We start from the raw sequence: 19,825 nt of genomic DNA, 5'->3' as shown, positions 1-19,825 counted from the left end.
GAAACAGCTTTTGAGGCTTTAATAGATGGCAGCTAACCCTTGCGGACATGACTGGGTTGTAGATATTACGCAGCAAGAAGATGAGTTAGGGTTGGATCGGGCACTAATTAATGCCGTGACTGAGTTAGAAGGATTCTCTCGCTTTGCTATCTATATCAATAAGTTCTTTAAACCAGGCCTTCCAGCACGACTTTTAAATAGAGATTCTGTTATCGAAGAGCTCAGCGAACATGAAGTCAATGAGCTCATCGAAAAAGTCAGCCGTAATAAAATTCGTATTAGCCGTAACTATGGGTATGTTTCTACCTATGTGCCTATTTATTTCATGGGTAACGTTATTGGTGTGTTAGTAATTGAGTCAGAGAAAGAGCTTTCAGAGCGTGTAAGTATGTTAGCTATTTACATGCTTAATATATATGCCAATCAGGTATCTTTGCTTTATAAATCTCAATTAGATCCTTTAACTGAACTGCTTAACAGACAGACCTTTGATAAAAAAGTAATTGAAATAGCTTCAGAAGCCTCATTGCATACCAAGGAGCTTGACTCTAAGTATCGTCATTGGTATCTGGCTATAGTCGATATTGATTACTTTAAACGTGTGAATGATAATTATGGCCACGTTATTGGTGATGAAGTTATCTTGTTAGTGGCACAACTATTAAAAAATAACTTTCGCATTGAAGATTACGTTTTTCGTTATGGCGGTGAAGAATTTGCCGTGTTATTTCAAGCAAGTGACGAGTTAGATGCACGAAATGCTCTTAACCGTTTTCGAGGTTGTGTTGCAGAATACCCATTTCCTCAGGTTGGTAATTTAACTGTGAGTAGTGGTTTTATGCCGGTTTACGAGTTTGAAATGGTTGCAAGCCTTGTACAAAAAGCCGATCAAGCCCTATACCATTCTAAAAATAGTGGACGAAATTGCGTTACTGCTTATTCCGAATTAGATATCCAACAAAGCCAACCTCTAGATGATGATTCAATAGAGTTGTTTTAAGGTGTTGCAGCGCGCTTTGCTGTGTTAAAATTGCCCACTATTTTTAGAACCCTATGAGAAGGTGAGATGAAGTTCGTTCGTTGGTTATTAGGCCGCATCATTTTGTTTTTTGATTTTGTATTCACACCACGTAGTAAAAAGCGTCCGGCAGCTGAGCAAGCGGCGCTTGATTCAGTAACATCACAATTTAAGCTATATCAATTTAAGGCCTGCCCATTTTGCGTGAAAGTACGTCGTGCTATTAAACGCCAAGGTCTATCAGTTGAAACCCGTGATGCAAAAGGTAACGAGCAGTTTCGCCAAGAGCTTTTAGAGCAGGGCGGAAAAGTTAAAGTACCATGTTTACGTATTGAAGAAAACGGCCAAGTAACTTGGTTGTATGAATCAAACGATATCATTGCTTATTTAGATAAAGTCGCTGCATAAGGCGGCTTTTCACTTCGATTATAGTCCGTGCTGTGCTAGCATTTGGGCAAATTTTTAATTGTCTTTTGAGAGATATTACCATGACAATTCGCACCCGTGTTGCTCCGTCACCAACTGGCGACCCGCACCTAGGTACTGCATACATCGCATTATTTAATTACTGTTTTGCTAAGCAGCAAGGCGGTGAGTTTGTGCTACGTATTGAAGATACAGACCAAGTTCGTAGTACACCAGAATCAGAGCAAGCTATTATGGATAGCTTAAAATGGTTAGGCTTGAACTGGGATCACGGTCCAGATGTAGGCGGTGAGTTTGGTCCATACCGTCAATCTGAGCGTAGCGATTTATATAAGAAATTTGCGCATCAGCTAGTTGAGCAAGGTAAAGCATTTTACTGTTTTGCAACGAGCGAAGAACTTGACCAAATGCGTGAAGAGCAAATGGCAGAAGGCCTACGCCCAAAATACGACGGTCGTGGTTTAAATCTTTCTGAAGATGAAATTAAAGCGAATCTTGAAGCTGGTAAACCTTACGTAATACGTATGAAGATCCCAAGCGAGGGTACGTTTAAGTTTAACGATTATCTGCGTGGCGAGATTGAGATCCCATGGGAAAATGTAGACATGCAAGTGCTACTTAAAGCTGATGGTTTCCCAACTTACTTCCTTGCAAACGTTGTTGATGATCACCACATGCAAATTAGCCATATTTTCCGTGGTGAAGAATGGATCAACTCAGCGCCTAAGCTATTAAAATTATATGAAGATTTTGGTTGGGAAGCGCCTGTATTAGGTCACTTACCGTTACTTCGTAACCCAGATAAATCAAAGTTATCTAAGCGTAAAAACCCAACTTCAATCAATTACTACAAAGAAATGGGGTACCTACCAGAGGCACTATTAAACTATTTAGGCCGTATGGGTTGGTCAATGCCAGACGAGCGTGAAAAGTTCACGTTAGCAGAGATGATTGAACACTTTGATATGAAACGAGTGTCGCTTGGTGGTCCTATCTTTGATATTGATAAGTTAAGCTGGTTAAACGGTATGTGGATCCGTGAAAACTTATCTGATGCAGAATTAATGCAACGTTTTGTTGATTGGAAATTTAATTCAGAGCTATTCGCGAAAGTATTGCCAGAAGCAAAAACGCGTATTAATACGCTTTCTGACATGGTTGATCTTGCCGGTCACTTTGTGGGTGGTATTCCAAGCTATGATCCTGCACTATTAACAGCAGGTAAAGCTGATGAAGACGTAATCCGTCAAGCATTACAGTTCTTCATCTGGCAATTAGAAGGCTTACGCAGTTGGGAAAAACCAGCGATTTTTGCAATCGCAAAAGAAGTGGCGACTTTCCATGAACTGAAGATTAAAGACTTTCTTGAGCCAATTTTTGTGGCTATCACAGGTAAGACTTCATCAACATCAGTACTTGATGCAATGGAAATTTTAGGCTCAGATCTTTCGCGTGCTCGTTTACGTGTTGCATTAGCACACTTAGGTGTGTCTAAAAAGCAAGCGAAAAAAATTGAGCGTGCATACCGCGATTATCCACAAGCTTAATCGTACAATTAGTTGCAAAAACCGAGCTTATGCTCGGTTTTTTGTTTTTGAAATCAAGCTAATTCACACTTTTAACAACATGCTTAATTAAGAGGTCTATTTTAAGGCAAGAACCCCTTATCAGTAACAAGAAAATAGTTGTTGATTACTCAACCCTCCTTCGTTTTTATAAAACTATTCGCGTGCAGCTTTCCTATAACATTCAATAGGAATGGGGTTTTTAAAAATATTTTTCCCTCTACAAAGTAACTTCAATGTTAACAGTGTGTACAAAACGCTACACGAATTTGCAACAGTTTTAAAACACCCTGTGGTTATATTGTAGTCGCAAGCAGTGAAATGGATGTTCACAGAGCTTGAATAATTACTCTAACTAACTATCCAGGGGATACTTATGCAAGTCAAAACACTTTCGATCGCTGTCGCTGCAGCTCTCTATAGTGCCAGTGCTGCACACGCAGTGGGTGTTGATAACAATCTAGTCAAACACCAATTAAAAGCACCTAATATTACATTTGAAGAAGTAAAAGCGTTTAGCAAAGAGCTTAGTCAAGGTAACTCTTCAAGCATGTTGCAAAACGATGGTCTTAATGTTCAGCTAAACAGCAAAGCTAATAAATTTAAAGAAGAAGGCATTGATGGCGAACATATTTACATCATTCGTTTACGTGATAATGCTGTTGCCCTAGAAGCACGCGATTTAACCTCGCCATTATCACAATCACTTCAAGCACAAGGCGTTTCAAAAGTATTCGAAAAAGGTCAAGCGGCAGTCTCTGCCGTAACTGATTATCAAAATAAATTGCTTTCAAAACAACGCACTGTAATGCAAAGCGTCACAGCCGTGACAGGCCGTACAGAGATGCGTCGTCAATTCACTAAAGCATTAAATGGTTTCTCTGTAAAAATGACAGAGCAAGAAGCAATGCGCGTTGCTGAGCTTGGTGCGGTTGTTTCTGTGATGCGCTCTAAGAACTATGACTTGCTTTCAGATGAAGGTCCTAAGCACATTGGCGCAGATCAAGTTTGGGATGGTTCAAGCGTTCCAAGTGGCATCAAGGGCAAAGGTGAAGGTCAAATCGTTGGTATCATCGATACAGGTATTAACTCAGATCATCCATCATTTGCGGCCGTTGGCGGTGATGGTTACGAACATGAAAACCCATTTGGTGCGGGCGTTTATGTAGGTGACTGTGTTGAAGAACCTGAAGAAATTCAATGTAATAATAAATTAATCGGTGTGCGTTCTTATGATGTGATCACTGATTCGTTTGATGCCATGATCCCTGGTTGGCCAGCAATTGGTGAAGATTATCAAGGTCACGGTTCGCATGTTGCATCAACTGCTGCTGGTAACGTGGTTAAGAACGTACCATTTATGCTTCCAAGCTACGGTGAAAATACCGATGGTAATATTTTAAAAGAAGACCTTTTCCCTGAAATCTCAGGTGTGGCACCGCACGCAAATATTATTGCTTATCAAGTATGTTACCCATCAAGTGATGAATACGTTGGCTGTCCCGGCGAGGCACTTGTTGCAGGTATTGAAGATGCGATATCGGATGGTGTTGATGTAATCAACTTCTCAATCGGCGGTGCAGATTCAAATGTTTGGGCAGATCCAGTGCAACTAGCATTCTTAGCAGCACGAGAAGCGGGTATCAACGTTGCAGCTGCGGCTGGTAACAGTGGTCAAGCTTGTGGTTCATCAGAATGTTTTGGTTATCTTGATAACTCTTCACCTTGGCTTGCACAAGTTGCTGCAACAACTCATGGTCGTACTGTCGCTGTTGAAACTGCGGTAGAGTTTGCAGGCTTTGCGGACGAAACTTTAGGTTCAGAAGTACCAAGCTGGTCAGAAATGGGGCTTGTTGGGGGATCAATCAACAGTGAAGAAATTACTGGTGTGGTTGTTTGGGCTAAAGATTACGAAGACGTAAATGGCTATAAAGATTACAACGGTTACTGTACTGCAGATTACCCAGAAAATACTTTTAACTTCTACAAAGATGGTACTGAAATCGCAGGTGCGGCCGATGGTAGCACGAATGTTATTGTTATCTGTCAGCGCCATGATGCCAATGACCCAGAAGCTAACGCGCGAACCGCAAAAGTAGATCATGTTAAAGCAGGCGGTGCAGATGGTTTTATCCTGTTTAACCGTGACCGTGATCAAGGTACTGTTCCTCAAAGCTATTCATTACCAGGTGTTCACTTTACATATGATCAATGGAATGGAGTATACCCAGAAGATGGTTTAGAAGACTGGGTAGATAGCTATTCAGAGAAAGGCCACATGGTTACTATTAAACCAACCGTAATTGAGCGTCGTGTGGATGCTGAAGATGCGGATTGGCTAGCTACTTTCTCATCACGTGGTCCGTCATACTCAAACGTTGAAGTTTTAGCGCCGACTCTAGCTGCACCAGGTGTAGATATTTACGCAGCTTACTCTGATGAGCATCCGTTCGTGACGCCGCATGGTCAAGATTATGCGGCAATCAGCGGCACGTCGATGGCATCACCACATGTTGCCGGTTCAATGGCATTACTTCGTCAGGTTCACCCTGATTGGACTGCTGCTGAAGTACAATCAGCATTATCAATGACAGCTGAGAATGTTGTTAAATATCACCGTTTAAACGACCAAAATGATGTGGTTGCAGATGCGAAAACTTATCGCTCTGGTGCTGGTCGAATTAATGTAGCATTAGCAGCAAAGGCTGGCTTTGTTATGGATGAAACTGCTGATAACTTTTTAGCAGCAGATCCATACAATGGTGGTACGCCGCATAAATTAAACTTACCAAACCTTGTTAACTTCTCATGTGCGCCAGAGTGTCAGTGGGTTCGTACCATTAAGGCAACTGAAGATGGCACGTGGACTGTAAGTCATGAAGATGTTGAAAACTGGGCGTTTGATGTTAATTCACAATCAGCTCAAAACGGTGTGAACATTGATATCTTCCCGAAAACCTTCACGCTGAAAAAAGGTGAAACACAAACAATCATTGTTAAAGCATCAATCATGGATACCCAAGATTGGTTCAGTAACTCTGAAGTTGAGCTTCATACAAACCTTGTTTTCCAAGCCGAAGAAGCGAATATCCCTGATGCGCATTGGCCTGTGGCATTCAAATATGACCGTGGTAACTTACCATCATCATTAGAGACGACAGCTCACTCTAATGAGGGAACATATGTTGCTAAGGGCATTGTATTGCCAAATGTAGAAGCGCCAGTAGCACGTGCATATCAGCCAGTAAAAGCAGATATCACAACGGTGACTTTACCAAAAGATGATGAACGTACCTTCCCTTGGACGATGAACCGCACAGGTGATGTGGATACAGCTGATATTTTAGATGAAGCAACATTTACTAAGTTTGTGACAGTACCAGCTAACTCAAAACGTTTTATTGCAGAAACTGTTGCTGTTGAATCTGAACTAGAAGGCACCTTGAATGTATTAAACCCTATTATTTATGTAGGTAAAGACTACAATGGTGATGGGATTGTTCAGCCACAAGATGAAATTTTGTGTGCATCTAACCACAAGATTTATAAAAACTTCTGTAATATTAATAACCCAGAAGAAGGCGAGTATTGGGTTGTTGCTTATAGTCCGAATAAAGCGTCAGTGGGTGCAGTTGAAGAAACCTTTGAACTTGCAACAGCGGTTGTCTCAGACCAAGTTGCTTCAGGTATGACTGCGAGCCTTCCAGGAAGTGATGGTCAAAATACTGTTGAAATGACTGTTGACTGGGATATGGACCTTGATGCTGACAGTGTGTACTACTCACTTCTTGATGTAGGCACGTCGGCAGTAAACCATGGCAACCTAGGTTCTATTCCATTTAAACTTAATCGTGGTAATGACGTTGCTCATCTTGATGCGCCATATACAGGTGCAAAAGTAGGCGATATGGTACCTTACACGTTTGAAGTGTTAGCGAATAACTCAGGTGTAGACCGTGAGTTCTCATTGGAACTTGATATCCCTGCAGGTCTTGATATCAAAGCAGAAAACGTAATGGTTTCAACAGCATCTGAAATCAATGTTGAAATTGCTGACGGCAAAGTAATTGTAACTGGCACACAAGCGGATACTCGCGATGTTGAGCCTGACTATATCGTAACCGATAACATCACTGATGAAATGTGCCGTACGCCTGATTTTGGTAACTCAAACCCAGGTGGCTATGTTGACTTGGCAGAGTTCGGTATTATGCCTATGCTATCTGGTTTTGATGAGGATAACCTGTACAACTCTCGCATGGGTTATTCACTCCCAATTGCTAGTTTTTATAATGGCGCATACGACACATTCAGCCTTTATAATAATGCTGAAAATACTAATATCCAAAACTCGATAATTCAAATTCGTGGTATGGGTACAGTAAACACCAATGGCAGCCGTTACTTCTACCCTGTGCATAATCCGTTCCCTTATAACTCATTCCCATATGAGAACATGGGTCCATTATGGCGTGGTTGGGAATTTAGTGACCACGGTTTATTACGCTCTGTAATGTCGGTTGGCTTATCGTCTGACGAAGGTATTTCACTTGCAAGCACAACAACAGGTTGGGGTATCGTTGAGTGGGATAACGCATCAGACTACGACAACCCTGTTTATGATCGCTCTACGGGTAAATACACTTATACAAAACGTGATAACTCATTTGACTTCCAAGTGTTATTCAATGCTAATACTCGTTTTGGTAAAGGTGAACATGAAATTTACTACGCATACGATAATTTAGATTTTGGCAGCACTCGTCCTGCAGGTAGTATCGGCTTACAAGGTTTCCGTGGTGCGCAGTATGAGTATGGTCCACTTGAAAATTACCGTGGTATCCAAATTGCTTATAACAACCTAGATGAAGTAATTAGCGATGATTATGTTGTTTGTATGGATTACATAGGTCCAGAATCATCACAGTTTGAAGTGACTGCATGGGCTGAAGTTATGCCTTCGGCAGCAGGTCAAACACTTGAAGTTGGTGCGAAAGCTGCTATCTCAGGTCTTAATGACATGATTTCAACAGCGACACTGGCAATTCCGGGTAATATCACTGTTGTTGCACTTGATGACATGGTAACTACTGAGGAAACACCAATTAGCTTTGAAGTTCATCACATTGATGAGAAGAACTCGAAGAATGAAATCTCAGTAATTTCTGATGATGTTACCTATGAAGTTGATGGCGATACAGTAACGATTACACCAAACGAGAACTTCTCTGGTGAAACAGAAGTAACTGTAATGGTGTCTGATATCGAATATCCATCAGATGCTGCAAGTACAACCTTCATGTTAACGGTTGAAGCTGTTAATGACGCACCAGTTGTAGTTGTTGAAGCAAGTGCTCAGCAAGTTACTGAGGGCAGCGTTATTACTTTAGATGCATCTGCATCACATGATTTAGACAACGATGAGTTAACTTTCTCATGGGAAGGCCCAGGTGCAATAGCAAGCCCAGCATCAGCAATCACTGAAGTATCAGGTTTAACGGCTGGTGAGCATCAGTTTACTGTAACGGTAAGTGATGGTATTGAAGCGATGGAGCTTGGTGTAACTGTGACGGTAACCGCACAAGAAACAACTGTGGTTCCTGAAGAAAAAGCGAAATCATCAAGTGGCTCACTTGCTTGGTTAACTATGTTATTAGCAGGTTTTGCAGGTGTTCGTCGCCGTGTAAAACGAAACTAATAAATCCCTAAGTATGTTATGTGACAAAGGGCCCTAGGGCCCTTTTTTGCGTCTAGTAAAACCTAATGGGCATTTATTAATAACCAAAAAGAATATCTAAAATTGAAAACCTATGTAGCAAAATGTACAGGCAGTTTTATATTTTTTTCAGTGTGTTAATTTAAAGATAAGGTATAAAAGGGGTGCCTTGTGCACTTTGTATGGTAAAAAAATTATACAAAGATGCGTGCAAACGATATGATCGTTCCCGATTGGGTAAAGACTAAAAAGTTTTTAGTAGTATTAAGTTGTCATAATAATTATTTGTTATGACATAAAGGTGAATTGGGTTAATGAAGAAATTGTTTGGCTTAGTGTGTTGCTTATCTGCATCAACTGCATTTGCGCAGGTTGAAGGTATACAGCCGCAATTAATTAAAAAGTCGACAATACATGCCAGCATCACAGTTGGCTATGGGGGTATTGAAAACCCAGTACTTGATGCTGATGACGTCACTTCGCCAATTCTGCCAAGCTTTGCTTATTACAGTGATAATTGGTATTTCGATGACTTTTCTGTTGGCTACAGTTTATATGAAACAGAAAAGTTTTATGTCGATTTACTTGGTCGCTTTAATGACGATGGCTTTTTCTTTGAGCTTGATGGAGTAGATAAACTTTATGCGGTAGGTGTTGTAAGATCGAGTTCAGGAAGACCAACTTTACCAACAGCTTCACCCATTGAGCTAACGCCCATAGAGCGTGACCTTTCTTATATGGCTGGGCTATCGTCTGCTGTAAACGTTTATGATGACATCTGGTTAAGTGCAGCTTATGTGAACGATGTGACCAATGTTCATAATGGTTATGAAATCTTGTTTAACGGCTACCAAATATTTGAGCTGTTTTCTGGTACTGCTGGTATTGAGGCGGGCATTAATTACAAAAATGAAGAGTTGATTGACTATTATTACACAGTTTACCCAACTGAAAGTAAAACCCGCTTACTAAGCTACAATTTAGAAAGTGCCACCAACTACTATTTGAAAGTGAGCTATGAATATCCGATCAGCGATAGTTTCAGTCTTGATTTCAAACTCAAACATACATGGCTAGACAGCAACTTAGCCAATTCAAACATGATCAATAAAAACGGATACTTCTCAGGCTTTACAGGTATTACCTACCACTTTTAGGCCAGTGTATTGTGATTTGTGCACCGCCCGTTTGTGGGCAATTGGCTAAGCTTATTTTACCGCCATGCCAACTGGCAATACGATGAACTATATAAAGCCCTAATCCATAACCACTAGCCAACTTATCTCCTTCACCTTGTTTAAAAGGCTCAATCAGCGCATCTGCATTAATTGGTAAGCCAGGTCCATCATCTGCAATACTTATAAGGTAATAGCCCGCTTGTTCTTTACTGCTTATATGGATAGTGTTTTTTGCGTATTTAGTGGCATTGATCAGTAAATTTTGCACTGCAATAGCCATAAAGCTTGCTTCACAATAGGCAGTATCTACTTCAAGCGCTGAAATGAATTCGAGTTCTTTGTATAAATCGAATTTAGCTACTTCCGTATTGATAAGTTTAGTTAAGTTAACTTTCTCCTGATTAAACACGCTTTGCTGGTGCTCTAAGCGAGCAAACGATAAGTATTGCTCTAAACGTAATTCAATTTCATCGATATCGCGTTCTATTTGCCTACTTTCTTGTGATTCTAGCTCTGCAATCGATAAAGCAAATCGCATACGGGTAAGAGGCGTACGAATTTCATGAGAAATAATGCGTGATAAATCGTTATGTAATTGCACAAATTTATTAATGCGCTCAGACATATGGGTAAACGTGCTAGCCAATGGCGCGATAGATGAATTAGGTTTTATATCTAGCTCTATCCGCTGTGGCTTTTTGCTAAAGTGGTAGGCTGCGCGTTGTAATAAACTCAAATCACGAAATACAGGGCGAATGAACAACAAGATCATGGCACCAAGTAAAAAGTAAAAGGCAAAAAATGCAAACCAGTCAGTCTTTGCTTGTGAAATCAAGGAAATAGGGCCTATTTTTTGAATGCTGCCGAAACTTCCTTTCAGGTATATATACTGCTGATTATTCTCGGTGACGCTGATAATGCCATCTTTATTGAAACTAGCTTGCAATGAATCGGGTAACACAAGTTCGTTTTGGTTAAAGGTACTGATCCTAGATGCTTTTTGCTCTGCGATTTGCGCAAGTTCTGCGACGCTGATTTGCACACTCGGTATCTGCTCAGAGAAAAATTGATTATAAAGCTGACCAAAAGCCAAAACTAAGGCAATTAAGCTGACAGTGATAATTAAATACAGCTTAAAAAATTGCTGTTTCATATTTTTGAAATATCCAGGCTGTATCCTTTACCCCGAACAGACTTAATATCCAACGACTCCTTATGTTTGCTAATGGTTTCTTTAAGCTTTTTACGTAAACGGCTAATTTTTAAATCAATAGCTCGGTCAAGTCCATCATACTCACGACCAATAACATGCTTAAATAATACTTCTCGAGAAACCGGTTGGGGTGTGCTTTTAGCTAGATAGGCAATGATCTCAAACTCACTTTCATTGAGGTTCAATGCAGTATTATGAAAGTAGATATCACGTTTTTTAGTGTCGATACGCAAAATATCACTTTGATGTGAAAAGTTATCTTGGCCAACAGTATGGGCGATAATTGTTTTAACCTTAGCTAATAACAGTTCAGGCTTAATGGGTTTTACAAGGTAGTCATAGGCGCCTAAGTTCAAACCTTTAATTTGTGATTGTACTGAGTCCAGCGCTGTTAAAAAAATGACAGGACAACTGTATTTTTCTTTCAACTGGGAAATTAACTCAAAGCCATTGCCATCCGGTAGCATAACATCACAAATAATTAGTGAAGGCATGAAGGTGATTTCACTGCTACGGTAAGCCTCCGTAGTATTAAACACATCAATTGTATAGCCATGCTTTAACAAAAATGTTTGAATTAAGCTTGCTAATTTCACATCATCTTCAATTATAAAAATATGCTGCATTATAAACTCCAGCCAAAGCGCCGCTTTATTCGGTAATCTTTAGCTTCATAGCTTGCTATTGAGAGTAGTTGTTGTTTAACAACCTGATTACTCAATGGATTTATTAATTTCACAGTAAGTGGGTGCTCAGTTTTAATCTTAAACTTTTCGCTAATTAAACCTCCTTGTTTATAACACTGCGTATACTGTGGACGCTGAGTTATTTCTAAACAAAGCTCTTTAAAGGGAGCAATTCGAAAATGAATTTGTATATTAAATTCACAGACCTTTTGTTTCGTATCTGTCACACACACGGTGGGAGAGACTTTAAAAAAAGGTTGCTCAGGATTGTCATCACTTAAGCAAAGCGACGAAAAACAAAGACAAAAAAACAGCAATAGCCAACTTAATCGGTATATCATCTAACCAAGTCTCTGTTTTTTAATAGTCTTTTCTTCAAAGTAACAATAACCATCGAAAATTGATGTAATCTGCTCAACTCACTTTGAGTACTCATTTTTTTGCCGCTTATTATAATTGTTATTTATGCAGCCTATGAGCGGCGATTACACGATAAAAAAGCGGTTCTATCATACCTTACTTATCGTTGTAGCTACAAATAGGTGCTATGCAAAGCCTGTATTTTCAGCTTGTTGGCATATTTCTTAATGTTTAAAAAGTTAGTTTGTTGTTTTAAAAAGAAAACTGAATTTATATTTAGTTTTAGCTAATAGTTTTTCATTATGTTTAGCTGAGTCTAAGTGTTTACTAATCTGCTTTATTTGTTAATCCTTTCGTACAAATTGATACAATTTAGATTTAGCCTATCGAAACCAATATTTTAGCTGATGTCATTAAACATCTCCTAAGTTCGTGATTTATAATTAACAGATTCGACCTCTATTTTCTATTTTTCTGGTAGTATAGTCAGGTTATAAGTAGTTTAAGCAGTGAACAATTATGTTAAGTCCTTATTATCAGCAGCATGCTGATTACGTTTCTATCTCACGTGAGCAAGGCTGTCGTTTCGCCAAATTAGTGGCTGATGATTTCAATCCGTTACACGATAAAGACGCTAAAAAGTTTTGTGTACCGGGCGATTTACTTTTTTCGCTGGTTTTAAACCGTTACGGCATAAGTGAAAAAATGGAGTTTACTTTCGCTGGTATGGTTGATGAAAATTCAAAGCTAACTTTCCCTGATGGTGCTGATGAATTTGCGATTACCGATGGCGAAAAAGTAATGCTAAAAGTTAAACGAGAAGGTGCTGTTAGCCAGTGTCCAGAATTAACGAATAGCTTAATTAAAAATTATGTTGAGTTTTCTGGTACTACGTTTCCGCATGTCATCATCCCATTAATGGGTAAGCAAGACGTGATGATCAACCCTGCGCGCCCTATGGTGATTTACGAGTCAATGCTGATTAACCTAGATCGTCTTGATATTAGCGCACCTGAATTACAATTTGCTGAACCTGATTTTGAATTTACTGGCAAGCGTGGAAAAATTACGCTTCGCTTTAACCTTTTAGAAAACGGCAAGAAAGTAGGCTCAGGTGAAAAGCACATGCTTGTATCTGGTATTCGTGATTATTGCCAAGCAACGGTTGATGACTTAATTAGTTTTTATAATCACCGTAAAGAATCACTTAAACCAGAGTAATCTCTACATTTGCTATAAAGGGCGCTCATTGCGCCTTTTTTGTTGCTGATGTTCAGCGTACAATAGCGTTTTTATAGCCAAATGTACTTCAGAATATGTCAGTAGCGACCTTTTCAGAGTTAAATCTTGCACCTGCATTGCTAAGTGCTTTGCAAGAAGAGAATTATCACACCCCCACAGCAATTCAAGCGCAAACCATCCCACTCATTTTAGCGGGAGCTGATGTAATGGGCAGTGCACAAACCGGAACGGGCAAAACAGCCGCCTTTGTTTTACCACTACTGCACAACTTGATGTCTGCTGAAGTACTCCCTGATGCTGTTAAGGTACTTATTTTAACGCCCACCCGAGAGCTCGCTCAGCAAGTATTTGCAAGTGTAGAGCGCTATGCTGCGCACACAGATATAAAAGCGGCGCTTGCTTATGGCGGCGCCAGTATTGGCCCACAAATTAAAGCCATAAAAGCTGCACAGGTTGTCATCGCAACACCTGGGCGCTTACTTGATCATGTGATCAAGGGCAGTATTAAGCTCTCTAGTATTAATGCTTTGGTATTCGATGAAGCTGATCGCATGCTTGATATGGGCTTTATTGACGAGATCAATCGTATCTTGCGTCACGTGCCAAAAGATCGTCAAACCTTACTGTTTTCAGCAACATTTGACGACAGCATCTTTAAGCTAAGTAAGCAGTTATTGAATGATCCTAAATTAGTTGAAGTAAATAAACGCAACTCAGCAGCGGTTGAAGTTGAGCAGCTAGTTTATGCGGTTGATGAAGATCGTAAGCGTGAACTGGTATCGCATATGATCGGTATGAAGAATTGGCAGCAAGTACTAATATTCACTCGTACTAAACAAACCGCTGATGTGCTTGCAAAAGAAATGTGTAAAGACGGTTTAAAAACTGAATCTATTCATGGTGATAAAAGCCAAGGAGCACGAGATAAAGCGCTACATAACTTTAAATCCGGTGCAACAAGAGTACTGGTAGCGACAGATGTTGCTGCTCGTGGCCTTGATATTGCTTCGTTAAAGTATGTAATCAATTACGAACTGCCTTATGTGGCCGAAGATTATGTACACCGTATTGGTCGTACAGGTCGTGCTGGCGAGAAAGGGATGGCGATGTCGCTGGTTAGTATTGATGAGCAATGGTTACTGGATGAAATAGATATCTTACTCGACACGAGACTTACTCCACAGTGGTTACCAGGATATGAGCCTGATTTAACCAAAGAGCCAAAACAGGTTCGTAAAAATACAAATAAAGCACGGCGCTCGCGTGATAAAAAACGTATCTTAGGGCAAAAAAGTAGGAGACGTTCCTAAATTTGGCATATATTTATACTATCCTCAGGCTAAAGTTGAGAGTTTAGTATGTTAGAAGAAAATAAGTGGGTTTTTCGCCGCGCTGATAAACAATTTTCCTTAGAAAAGTGGCAGAAAACAATTAATCTCATGACTGAGTTGTTTTCTGCTCCTGCGGGTTTTATCGTCCATAAAACTGACAATGTTTATCGTATTATTGTATCCAGTGAGCAGCAAGAAAACCCCTATGAAGCAGGGGCTGAATTAAATGCTGACGATAATATCTTCTGTAAAAAAGTTGTGCGAGATATGGCACCACTTTATGTTGATCATGCAAGTAAAGACTCTCAGTGGGATGATAGCCCACTAGTGAAAGATGGTTTTGAATCTTACCTTGGCGTACCTATTAGTTGGCCTAATGGTGAACCGTTTGGCACATTTTGTGTAATGGATTTTAAGCAGACTCACTATCAACAGAGCTTTTTAGAATTAATAGAGCAACTTCGCGATATGGTTGAGGACGACCTTGCGTTGTTAGATAATTTTACGCAGATGCGTGAAATTGCCATGCTCGATTCACTTACCAATATTTATAATCGCCGCGCAATAGACCTACTTTGTCAACATAAACTGAATATATCGAAACGTCTTGGCTTTGACATTAGCTGTTTGTTTATTGATATAAACAGTTTTAAACCGCTCAACGATACTTACGGCCATGAAGTTGGCGATCTCGCGCTTATTTGTTTAGCTGACACTATGAAAGAGTGTCTTCGTGAAACCGATATTATTGGCCGCTTAGGGGGCGATGAGTTTATTGCTTTATTGCAAGTTCAGCCAGGTGATTGCATAGAAAGCATAGCCGATAAGCTCAACACCACCTATCAATCTAATTTAGCAAAGCGGGGCATTCCAGTTACGAGTTTAAGTATTGGTTCTGGGGTGATAGCTCAGCCAAAAGAAAACTTTGCTGAGCTATTAAAACGAGCAGATGAAGATATGTATGAGAAAAAGCAAGCCTCGAAGGCAGCACGTTAAGCTATTTGTTTCTCAGCTAGGTTCAGCTCCATGGTCGCTTTAAGTAAACGATAAAGGTTAATTGACGCATCAATTTCTTCTTTACGATTAGTTAAGCTTTCGATATTTAAACCGAGCGGTACATCTAAATGCGCGCAGCTTTGTAAAATTAAGTCAAGATTCTCACGGCAAATACGCACCGATTCACTCAATGTATTTGCCGAATCTAACATACGGTACTTAGTCGCCTCTGGTACCGAAATTCCTAACCACTCCATAAATTCTAAGGTTTTTTCACCGCCACATGGAGTAAACGTTAGAATAATACGCTTTGGGGTTGTGCCTTGTGCTTTACAGCTGCGGGCATAGCTGGTAATCAAATCAATAGTCGCTTGGGCATTGTAAACGGCTTGTGAGATGAAAAACTTACAGCCTTGCGCTGTTTTTTCGACTAAACGCTCATGTTCATTACGTTTGCTAGCGTGACGCTCTGCAATAGTAACGCCACCTAAAAATACATCGCTATTCTGTTTTACTAGCGTTTTATAAGCATCAGAAAGGCTTAATTTGATGTCACCATGAGATGATGGACTACCTACTAGCACTAAGTTCTTTAATTCAAAATCATTTCGAGTTTCATTTAACCACTCGGTAAACTCAGCTTCACCACGTTGGGCAACACTTTTATAAGTGATTACATCCAGTTGTGAGAGGCTGCGAAGTAGTTGACTATATTCACGTGGATCAACCGTTTCTTTAAACGGAAAAGGGCGCGGTTTAGCAATTCGGCTGCTTTCATCTTGAATGTCGTAAATGATCACACCATCGTATTCAATTTCGTGCAAGCGACCTAGTAGCTTTTGGGCAATAGTTTCAAGCATGGCTTTATCAGTACCTGATTTTGGTGGTGTGGTACCGATAAGGTAGACGCCTTGATTGGTGTCTTCAATTTTCTCTTGTAATGATAAAGCCATAATCCTCATTCCAGCTTGTGCTAATGTCTATGTAAACAATATAGCAGCCATTTAGACGTCTAGATAGATTTTTCTGATGAAAGTTTTTCAATGACTATGAATTTTACTCAAGTTGAATGTGAGGTGTTCTACGAAATTGACACACCTGTTTACATAAATTATTGCCCTGACCCTCATATTTTCTGGCGCTTTGATGCATAATCAAGCTGCAATCATTATGAGAAAAATAACTAACAAGGGAACATTATGAAATTTAGATTATTAGCAACCAGTTTTGCTGTAACACTTGCGCTGAGTGGCTGCGCAAGTAACTCACAGTCAAATATGGTTAAAGAAGTCGAAATTGAGCAGCAAGTAAGCCAAGATGATAACCGTGTATTTAGCCAAGATTACCTATTAGAAGAGCTTGAGAACGGCCTTCGCGTAATGGTAGTAAAAACCGATTACCCAGATGTTGTGTCACTGCAAATTCCGGTATCGGTTGGCTCACGTAATGAAGTTGAAGCAGGTAAAACTGGTTTTGCACACTTCTTTGAGCATATGATGTTTAAAGGCTCTGAAAAATTCCCGCAAGATGTCTATTCAGATATTTTAAAGAACTCAGGTGTTGATAATCGCGCGTATACGACCAACGATTACACTAACTATCACTTAAATTTCTCAAAAGAGCACTTAGATAAAGTACTCGAAATCGAAGCTGATATTTTCCAAAACCTGACTTACAGCGAAGAGCAGTTCCGTACTGAAGCACTGACTGTAAAAGGTGAATATTTAAAGAATAATGCTAGCCCAATTCGTAAGTTACTTTCTGCCGTTCGTAACGAAGCATTCGAGAAGCACACATATAAACACACCACGATGGGCTTTTTTGAAGACATCGAAGCCATGCCTGATCAAATGGCATATGGTAAAGAGTTTTTCGCTAAGTTTTATAAGCCTGAGTACGTCTCTTTAGTCATTGTTGGTGATGTTGATCCACAAGAAACTATGGCAATGGTGAAAAAGCATTGGGGTAACTGGAAAAAAGGTGATTACCAAGCCGACATTCCAACTGAACCGAAACAACAAGCACCTAAGTACGTTCATGAAAAATATGATGGTTTACCGGGTCATTGGTTACTAGTGTCTTACAAAGGCACAGCATGGGATCCAACTCAAAAAGACCGTGCTGCGCTTGATTTGATTTCGCAGCTTTATTTCTCAAATAACTCGGCACTTTATCAAGAACTTGTTGTTGATAAACAAATTGCCAGTCAAATGTTTACCTATAACCCAGATACTAAAGACCCCGGTTTATTACATGTTTTTGTAAAAGTAGAAAACGAAGCTGATCTTGCTAAAGCCCGTGATGCGATTAACCGTACTTATGCACAAGCACGTACTGAGTTAGTTGATGCGCAAAAGTTAGCTGATTTAAAATCTAACTTAAAATACAGCTTTATCAATGGTCTTGATTCATCGCAATCAATAGCCTCAACGCTTGCAAGCTACATGCACTTTGAGCGCGACCCTGAAGTTATTAACCAACTTTACGCCACTGCTGATAGCATCACTCCAGAAGATATCAAAGCAGTAGCAAACAAGTATTTTGTTGATTCAAGCCGTACCACTGTGACAATGTCGGCGCTTGATAAAGTAACTGGTTTTGAGCAGGAAGTTGATTTAAATGCAGCGGTGGCAAGTATCGAGCAAGCACCAACAGAACGTCATTTTAAAGTACTTGATAAAACAAATAGTTCACCACTGGTTGATGTAAACTGGTTATTCAATACCGGTGCGGCAGCTGATCCACAAGGCAAAAAAGGTTTAGCGGCGCTAACAGCCGCGATGCTAGCGCAAGGTGGTTCAGAATCAATGAGCTATAAAGATATTAAGAAAGCCTTATATCCTTTGGCGGGAAGCTTTGGTTATCAACTTGATAAAGAGATGATTTCACTTCGTGGTCGAGTACACAAAGATAATGCTGCGAAATGGTATGCGCTTGTTAGCGATCAATTGTTAAACCCTGGCTTTAGAGAAGATGATTTCAAGCGTCTGAAAAAAGAGCTTATAGATAGCATTAAAGCGGGCCTTAAAGCGTCAAATGATGAGGAACTAGGTAAAGAAGTGCTTTATCATCAGCTTTATAAAGGTCATCCTTACGAAAGTTATAACTACGGTGACATATCAGATCTTGAAGCATTGACACTTGATGACGTCAAAGCGTTTTATAATAGCCAGTTTACACAATCTAAACTAACAGTGGGTCTAATTGGTGCTATCCCAAGTGATGTTAAATCGACAATGATGAAAGATTTAACCCAACTTCCACAAGGTAAAGAAAGCCGTTTAATGATCCCTGATGCGCCAGTACTTAAAGGTCATCATGCGACTATTGTTGAGAAATCAGCGCAATCTACCGCAGTGTCCTTTGGTTTCCCAATTGATACAATTCGTAGCAGCGATGATTGGACAGCCCTTTGGTTAGTTCGCTCTTATTTTGGTGAACACCGCAGTTCAAACAGCTTCTTATATCAACGCATTCGTCAAACCCGTGGTATGAACTACGGCGACTATGCATACATCGAATACTTCCCACGTGGTATGTTCCAAACAAAACCAGATGCTAACTTAGGTCGTTCAGAGCAAATTTTCCAAGTATGGTTACGCCCGCTGCGTTCTAATAACGATGCTCACTTTGCAACACGTACGGCATTATTTGAGCTTGATAAGCTAATTAAAAATGGCATTAGTAAGGAAGATTTTGAAGCGACTCGTAATTTCTTAATTAACTTTGTGCCGCAAATGGTTGCAAGCCAAGATCGTCAATTAGGCTATGCACTTGATAGTGAGTTCTATAACACAGAGAGCTTTGTAGACTATGTGCGCGGCAAGCTTGAAAAGCTAACCCTTGATGATGTTAACCGCGTTATTCGCGATAACCTGCAAACCGAGAATATTCACTATGTATTTATTACCGGTGACGGCAAAGATATGCAAAAACGTTTAGCATCAGAGCAAACATCACCTATGGTGTATAACGCTGAAAAACCGGCAGAACTTGTTGCTGAAGATAAAGTGATTGCAGACTATAAACTTGCAATACCAGCGAAAAATATTAAAGTACTTGATGTCGAAAAAGTATTTCAATAATTACTAATT

Annotated in this window: 13 protein-coding genes; 9 read left to right on the top strand and 4 right to left on the bottom strand. The window is 39.9% G+C overall.

Annotated elements, in window-relative coordinates; translation table 11 throughout:
- Window positions 1–25: 25 nt before the first annotated feature.
- The 5 genes from QUE86_RS04090 (at window position 26) to QUE86_RS04070 (ending at window position 9,882) form a co-directional block, all read left to right on the top strand.
- Entirely contained in the window at window positions 26–1,000 is a 975-nt protein-coding gene (locus QUE86_RS04090) for a GGDEF domain-containing protein (RefSeq protein WP_286259355.1), read from the top strand.
- A 66-nt stretch (window positions 1,001–1,066) separates the two neighbouring features.
- On the top strand, window positions 1,067–1,426 hold the full coding sequence (locus QUE86_RS04085) for a glutathione S-transferase N-terminal domain-containing protein (RefSeq protein WP_054560852.1): 360 nt from the start codon (window positions 1,067–1,069) through the stop codon (window positions 1,424–1,426).
- 80 nt (window positions 1,427–1,506) lie between these two features.
- Window positions 1,507–2,991, top strand: coding sequence for a glutamate--tRNA ligase (gene gltX, locus QUE86_RS04080; protein WP_130050755.1), 1,485 nt, complete (start codon window positions 1,507–1,509; stop codon window positions 2,989–2,991).
- Between the two features lie 394 nt (window positions 2,992–3,385).
- Complete coding sequence (locus QUE86_RS04075; protein ID WP_286259351.1) at window positions 3,386–8,707, top strand: S8 family serine peptidase; 5,322 nt, start codon at window positions 3,386–3,388, stop codon at window positions 8,705–8,707.
- Window positions 8,708–9,039: 332 nt separating this feature from the next.
- Entirely contained in the window at window positions 9,040–9,882 is an 843-nt protein-coding gene (locus QUE86_RS04070; protein WP_167658762.1) for a MipA/OmpV family protein, read from the top strand.
- Here the strand turns inward: QUE86_RS04070 and QUE86_RS04065 are convergent.
- Genes QUE86_RS04065 through QUE86_RS20025 form a run of 3 tightly spaced genes read right to left on the bottom strand, consistent with a single transcriptional unit; the run spans window position 9,866 to window position 12,143 of the window.
- On the bottom strand, window positions 9,866–11,056 hold the full coding sequence (locus tag QUE86_RS04065; RefSeq protein ID WP_130050758.1) for an ATP-binding protein: 1,191 nt from the start codon (window positions 11,054–11,056) through the stop codon (window positions 9,866–9,868). The two genes, QUE86_RS04070 and QUE86_RS04065, sit on opposite strands and share 17 nt — an antisense overlap.
- A complete protein-coding gene (locus QUE86_RS04060; RefSeq protein WP_130050759.1) occupies window positions 11,053–11,742 on the bottom strand; it encodes a response regulator transcription factor in 690 nt (229 codons plus the stop codon). Before QUE86_RS04060 ends, QUE86_RS04065 begins: the two co-directional genes overlap by 4 nt.
- Window positions 11,742–12,143, bottom strand: a complete 402-nt coding sequence (locus tag QUE86_RS20025) for a DUF3019 domain-containing protein (protein WP_130050760.1) — start codon at window positions 12,141–12,143, stop codon at window positions 11,742–11,744. The genes QUE86_RS04060 and QUE86_RS20025 overlap by 1 nt, the downstream gene beginning before the upstream one ends.
- A gap of 538 nt (window positions 12,144–12,681) precedes the next feature.
- On the opposite strand from QUE86_RS20025, the gene QUE86_RS04055 reads away from it, so the two are divergent.
- The 3 genes from QUE86_RS04055 (at window position 12,682) to QUE86_RS04045 (ending at window position 15,731) form a co-directional block, all read left to right on the top strand.
- Window positions 12,682–13,383: a DUF3581 domain-containing protein gene (locus QUE86_RS04055; RefSeq protein WP_250661163.1), complete on the top strand. Its 702-nt coding sequence runs from the start codon at window positions 12,682–12,684 to the stop codon at window positions 13,381–13,383.
- Window positions 13,384–13,478: 95 nt separating this feature from the next.
- On the top strand, window positions 13,479–14,714 hold the full coding sequence (locus QUE86_RS04050; protein WP_167658765.1) for a DEAD/DEAH box helicase: 1,236 nt from the start codon (window positions 13,479–13,481) through the stop codon (window positions 14,712–14,714).
- A gap of 48 nt (window positions 14,715–14,762) precedes the next feature.
- The gene (locus QUE86_RS04045) at window positions 14,763–15,731 is read left to right on the top strand and encodes a sensor domain-containing diguanylate cyclase (RefSeq protein ID WP_167658766.1); all 969 of its coding nucleotides are present in this window, start codon (window positions 14,763–14,765) and stop codon (window positions 15,729–15,731) included.
- On the opposite strand, the gene QUE86_RS04040 is transcribed toward QUE86_RS04045, so the two are convergent.
- Complete coding sequence (locus QUE86_RS04040; RefSeq protein WP_130050764.1) at window positions 15,728–16,684, bottom strand: methylenetetrahydrofolate reductase; 957 nt, start codon at window positions 16,682–16,684, stop codon at window positions 15,728–15,730. The genes QUE86_RS04045 and QUE86_RS04040 overlap by 4 nt on opposite strands.
- A gap of 246 nt (window positions 16,685–16,930) precedes the next feature.
- On the opposite strand from QUE86_RS04040, the gene QUE86_RS04035 reads away from it, so the two are divergent.
- Window positions 16,931–19,816 carry a M16 family metallopeptidase gene (locus tag QUE86_RS04035; RefSeq protein WP_130050765.1) on the top strand — a complete coding sequence of 962 codons (2,886 nt, stop codon included), beginning with the start codon at window positions 16,931–16,933 and terminating at the stop codon, window positions 19,814–19,816.
- Window positions 19,817–19,825: the final 9 nt, after the last annotated feature.

The sequence above is a fragment of the Pseudoalteromonas apostichopi genome (genome assembly GCF_030297135.1).
GTDB classification, from domain to species: Bacteria; Pseudomonadota; Gammaproteobacteria; order Enterobacterales; family Alteromonadaceae; genus Pseudoalteromonas; species Pseudoalteromonas apostichopi.
Note: the sequence above shows the minus strand (reverse complement) of the source record. Positions and strands in the feature narration are given on the sequence as shown.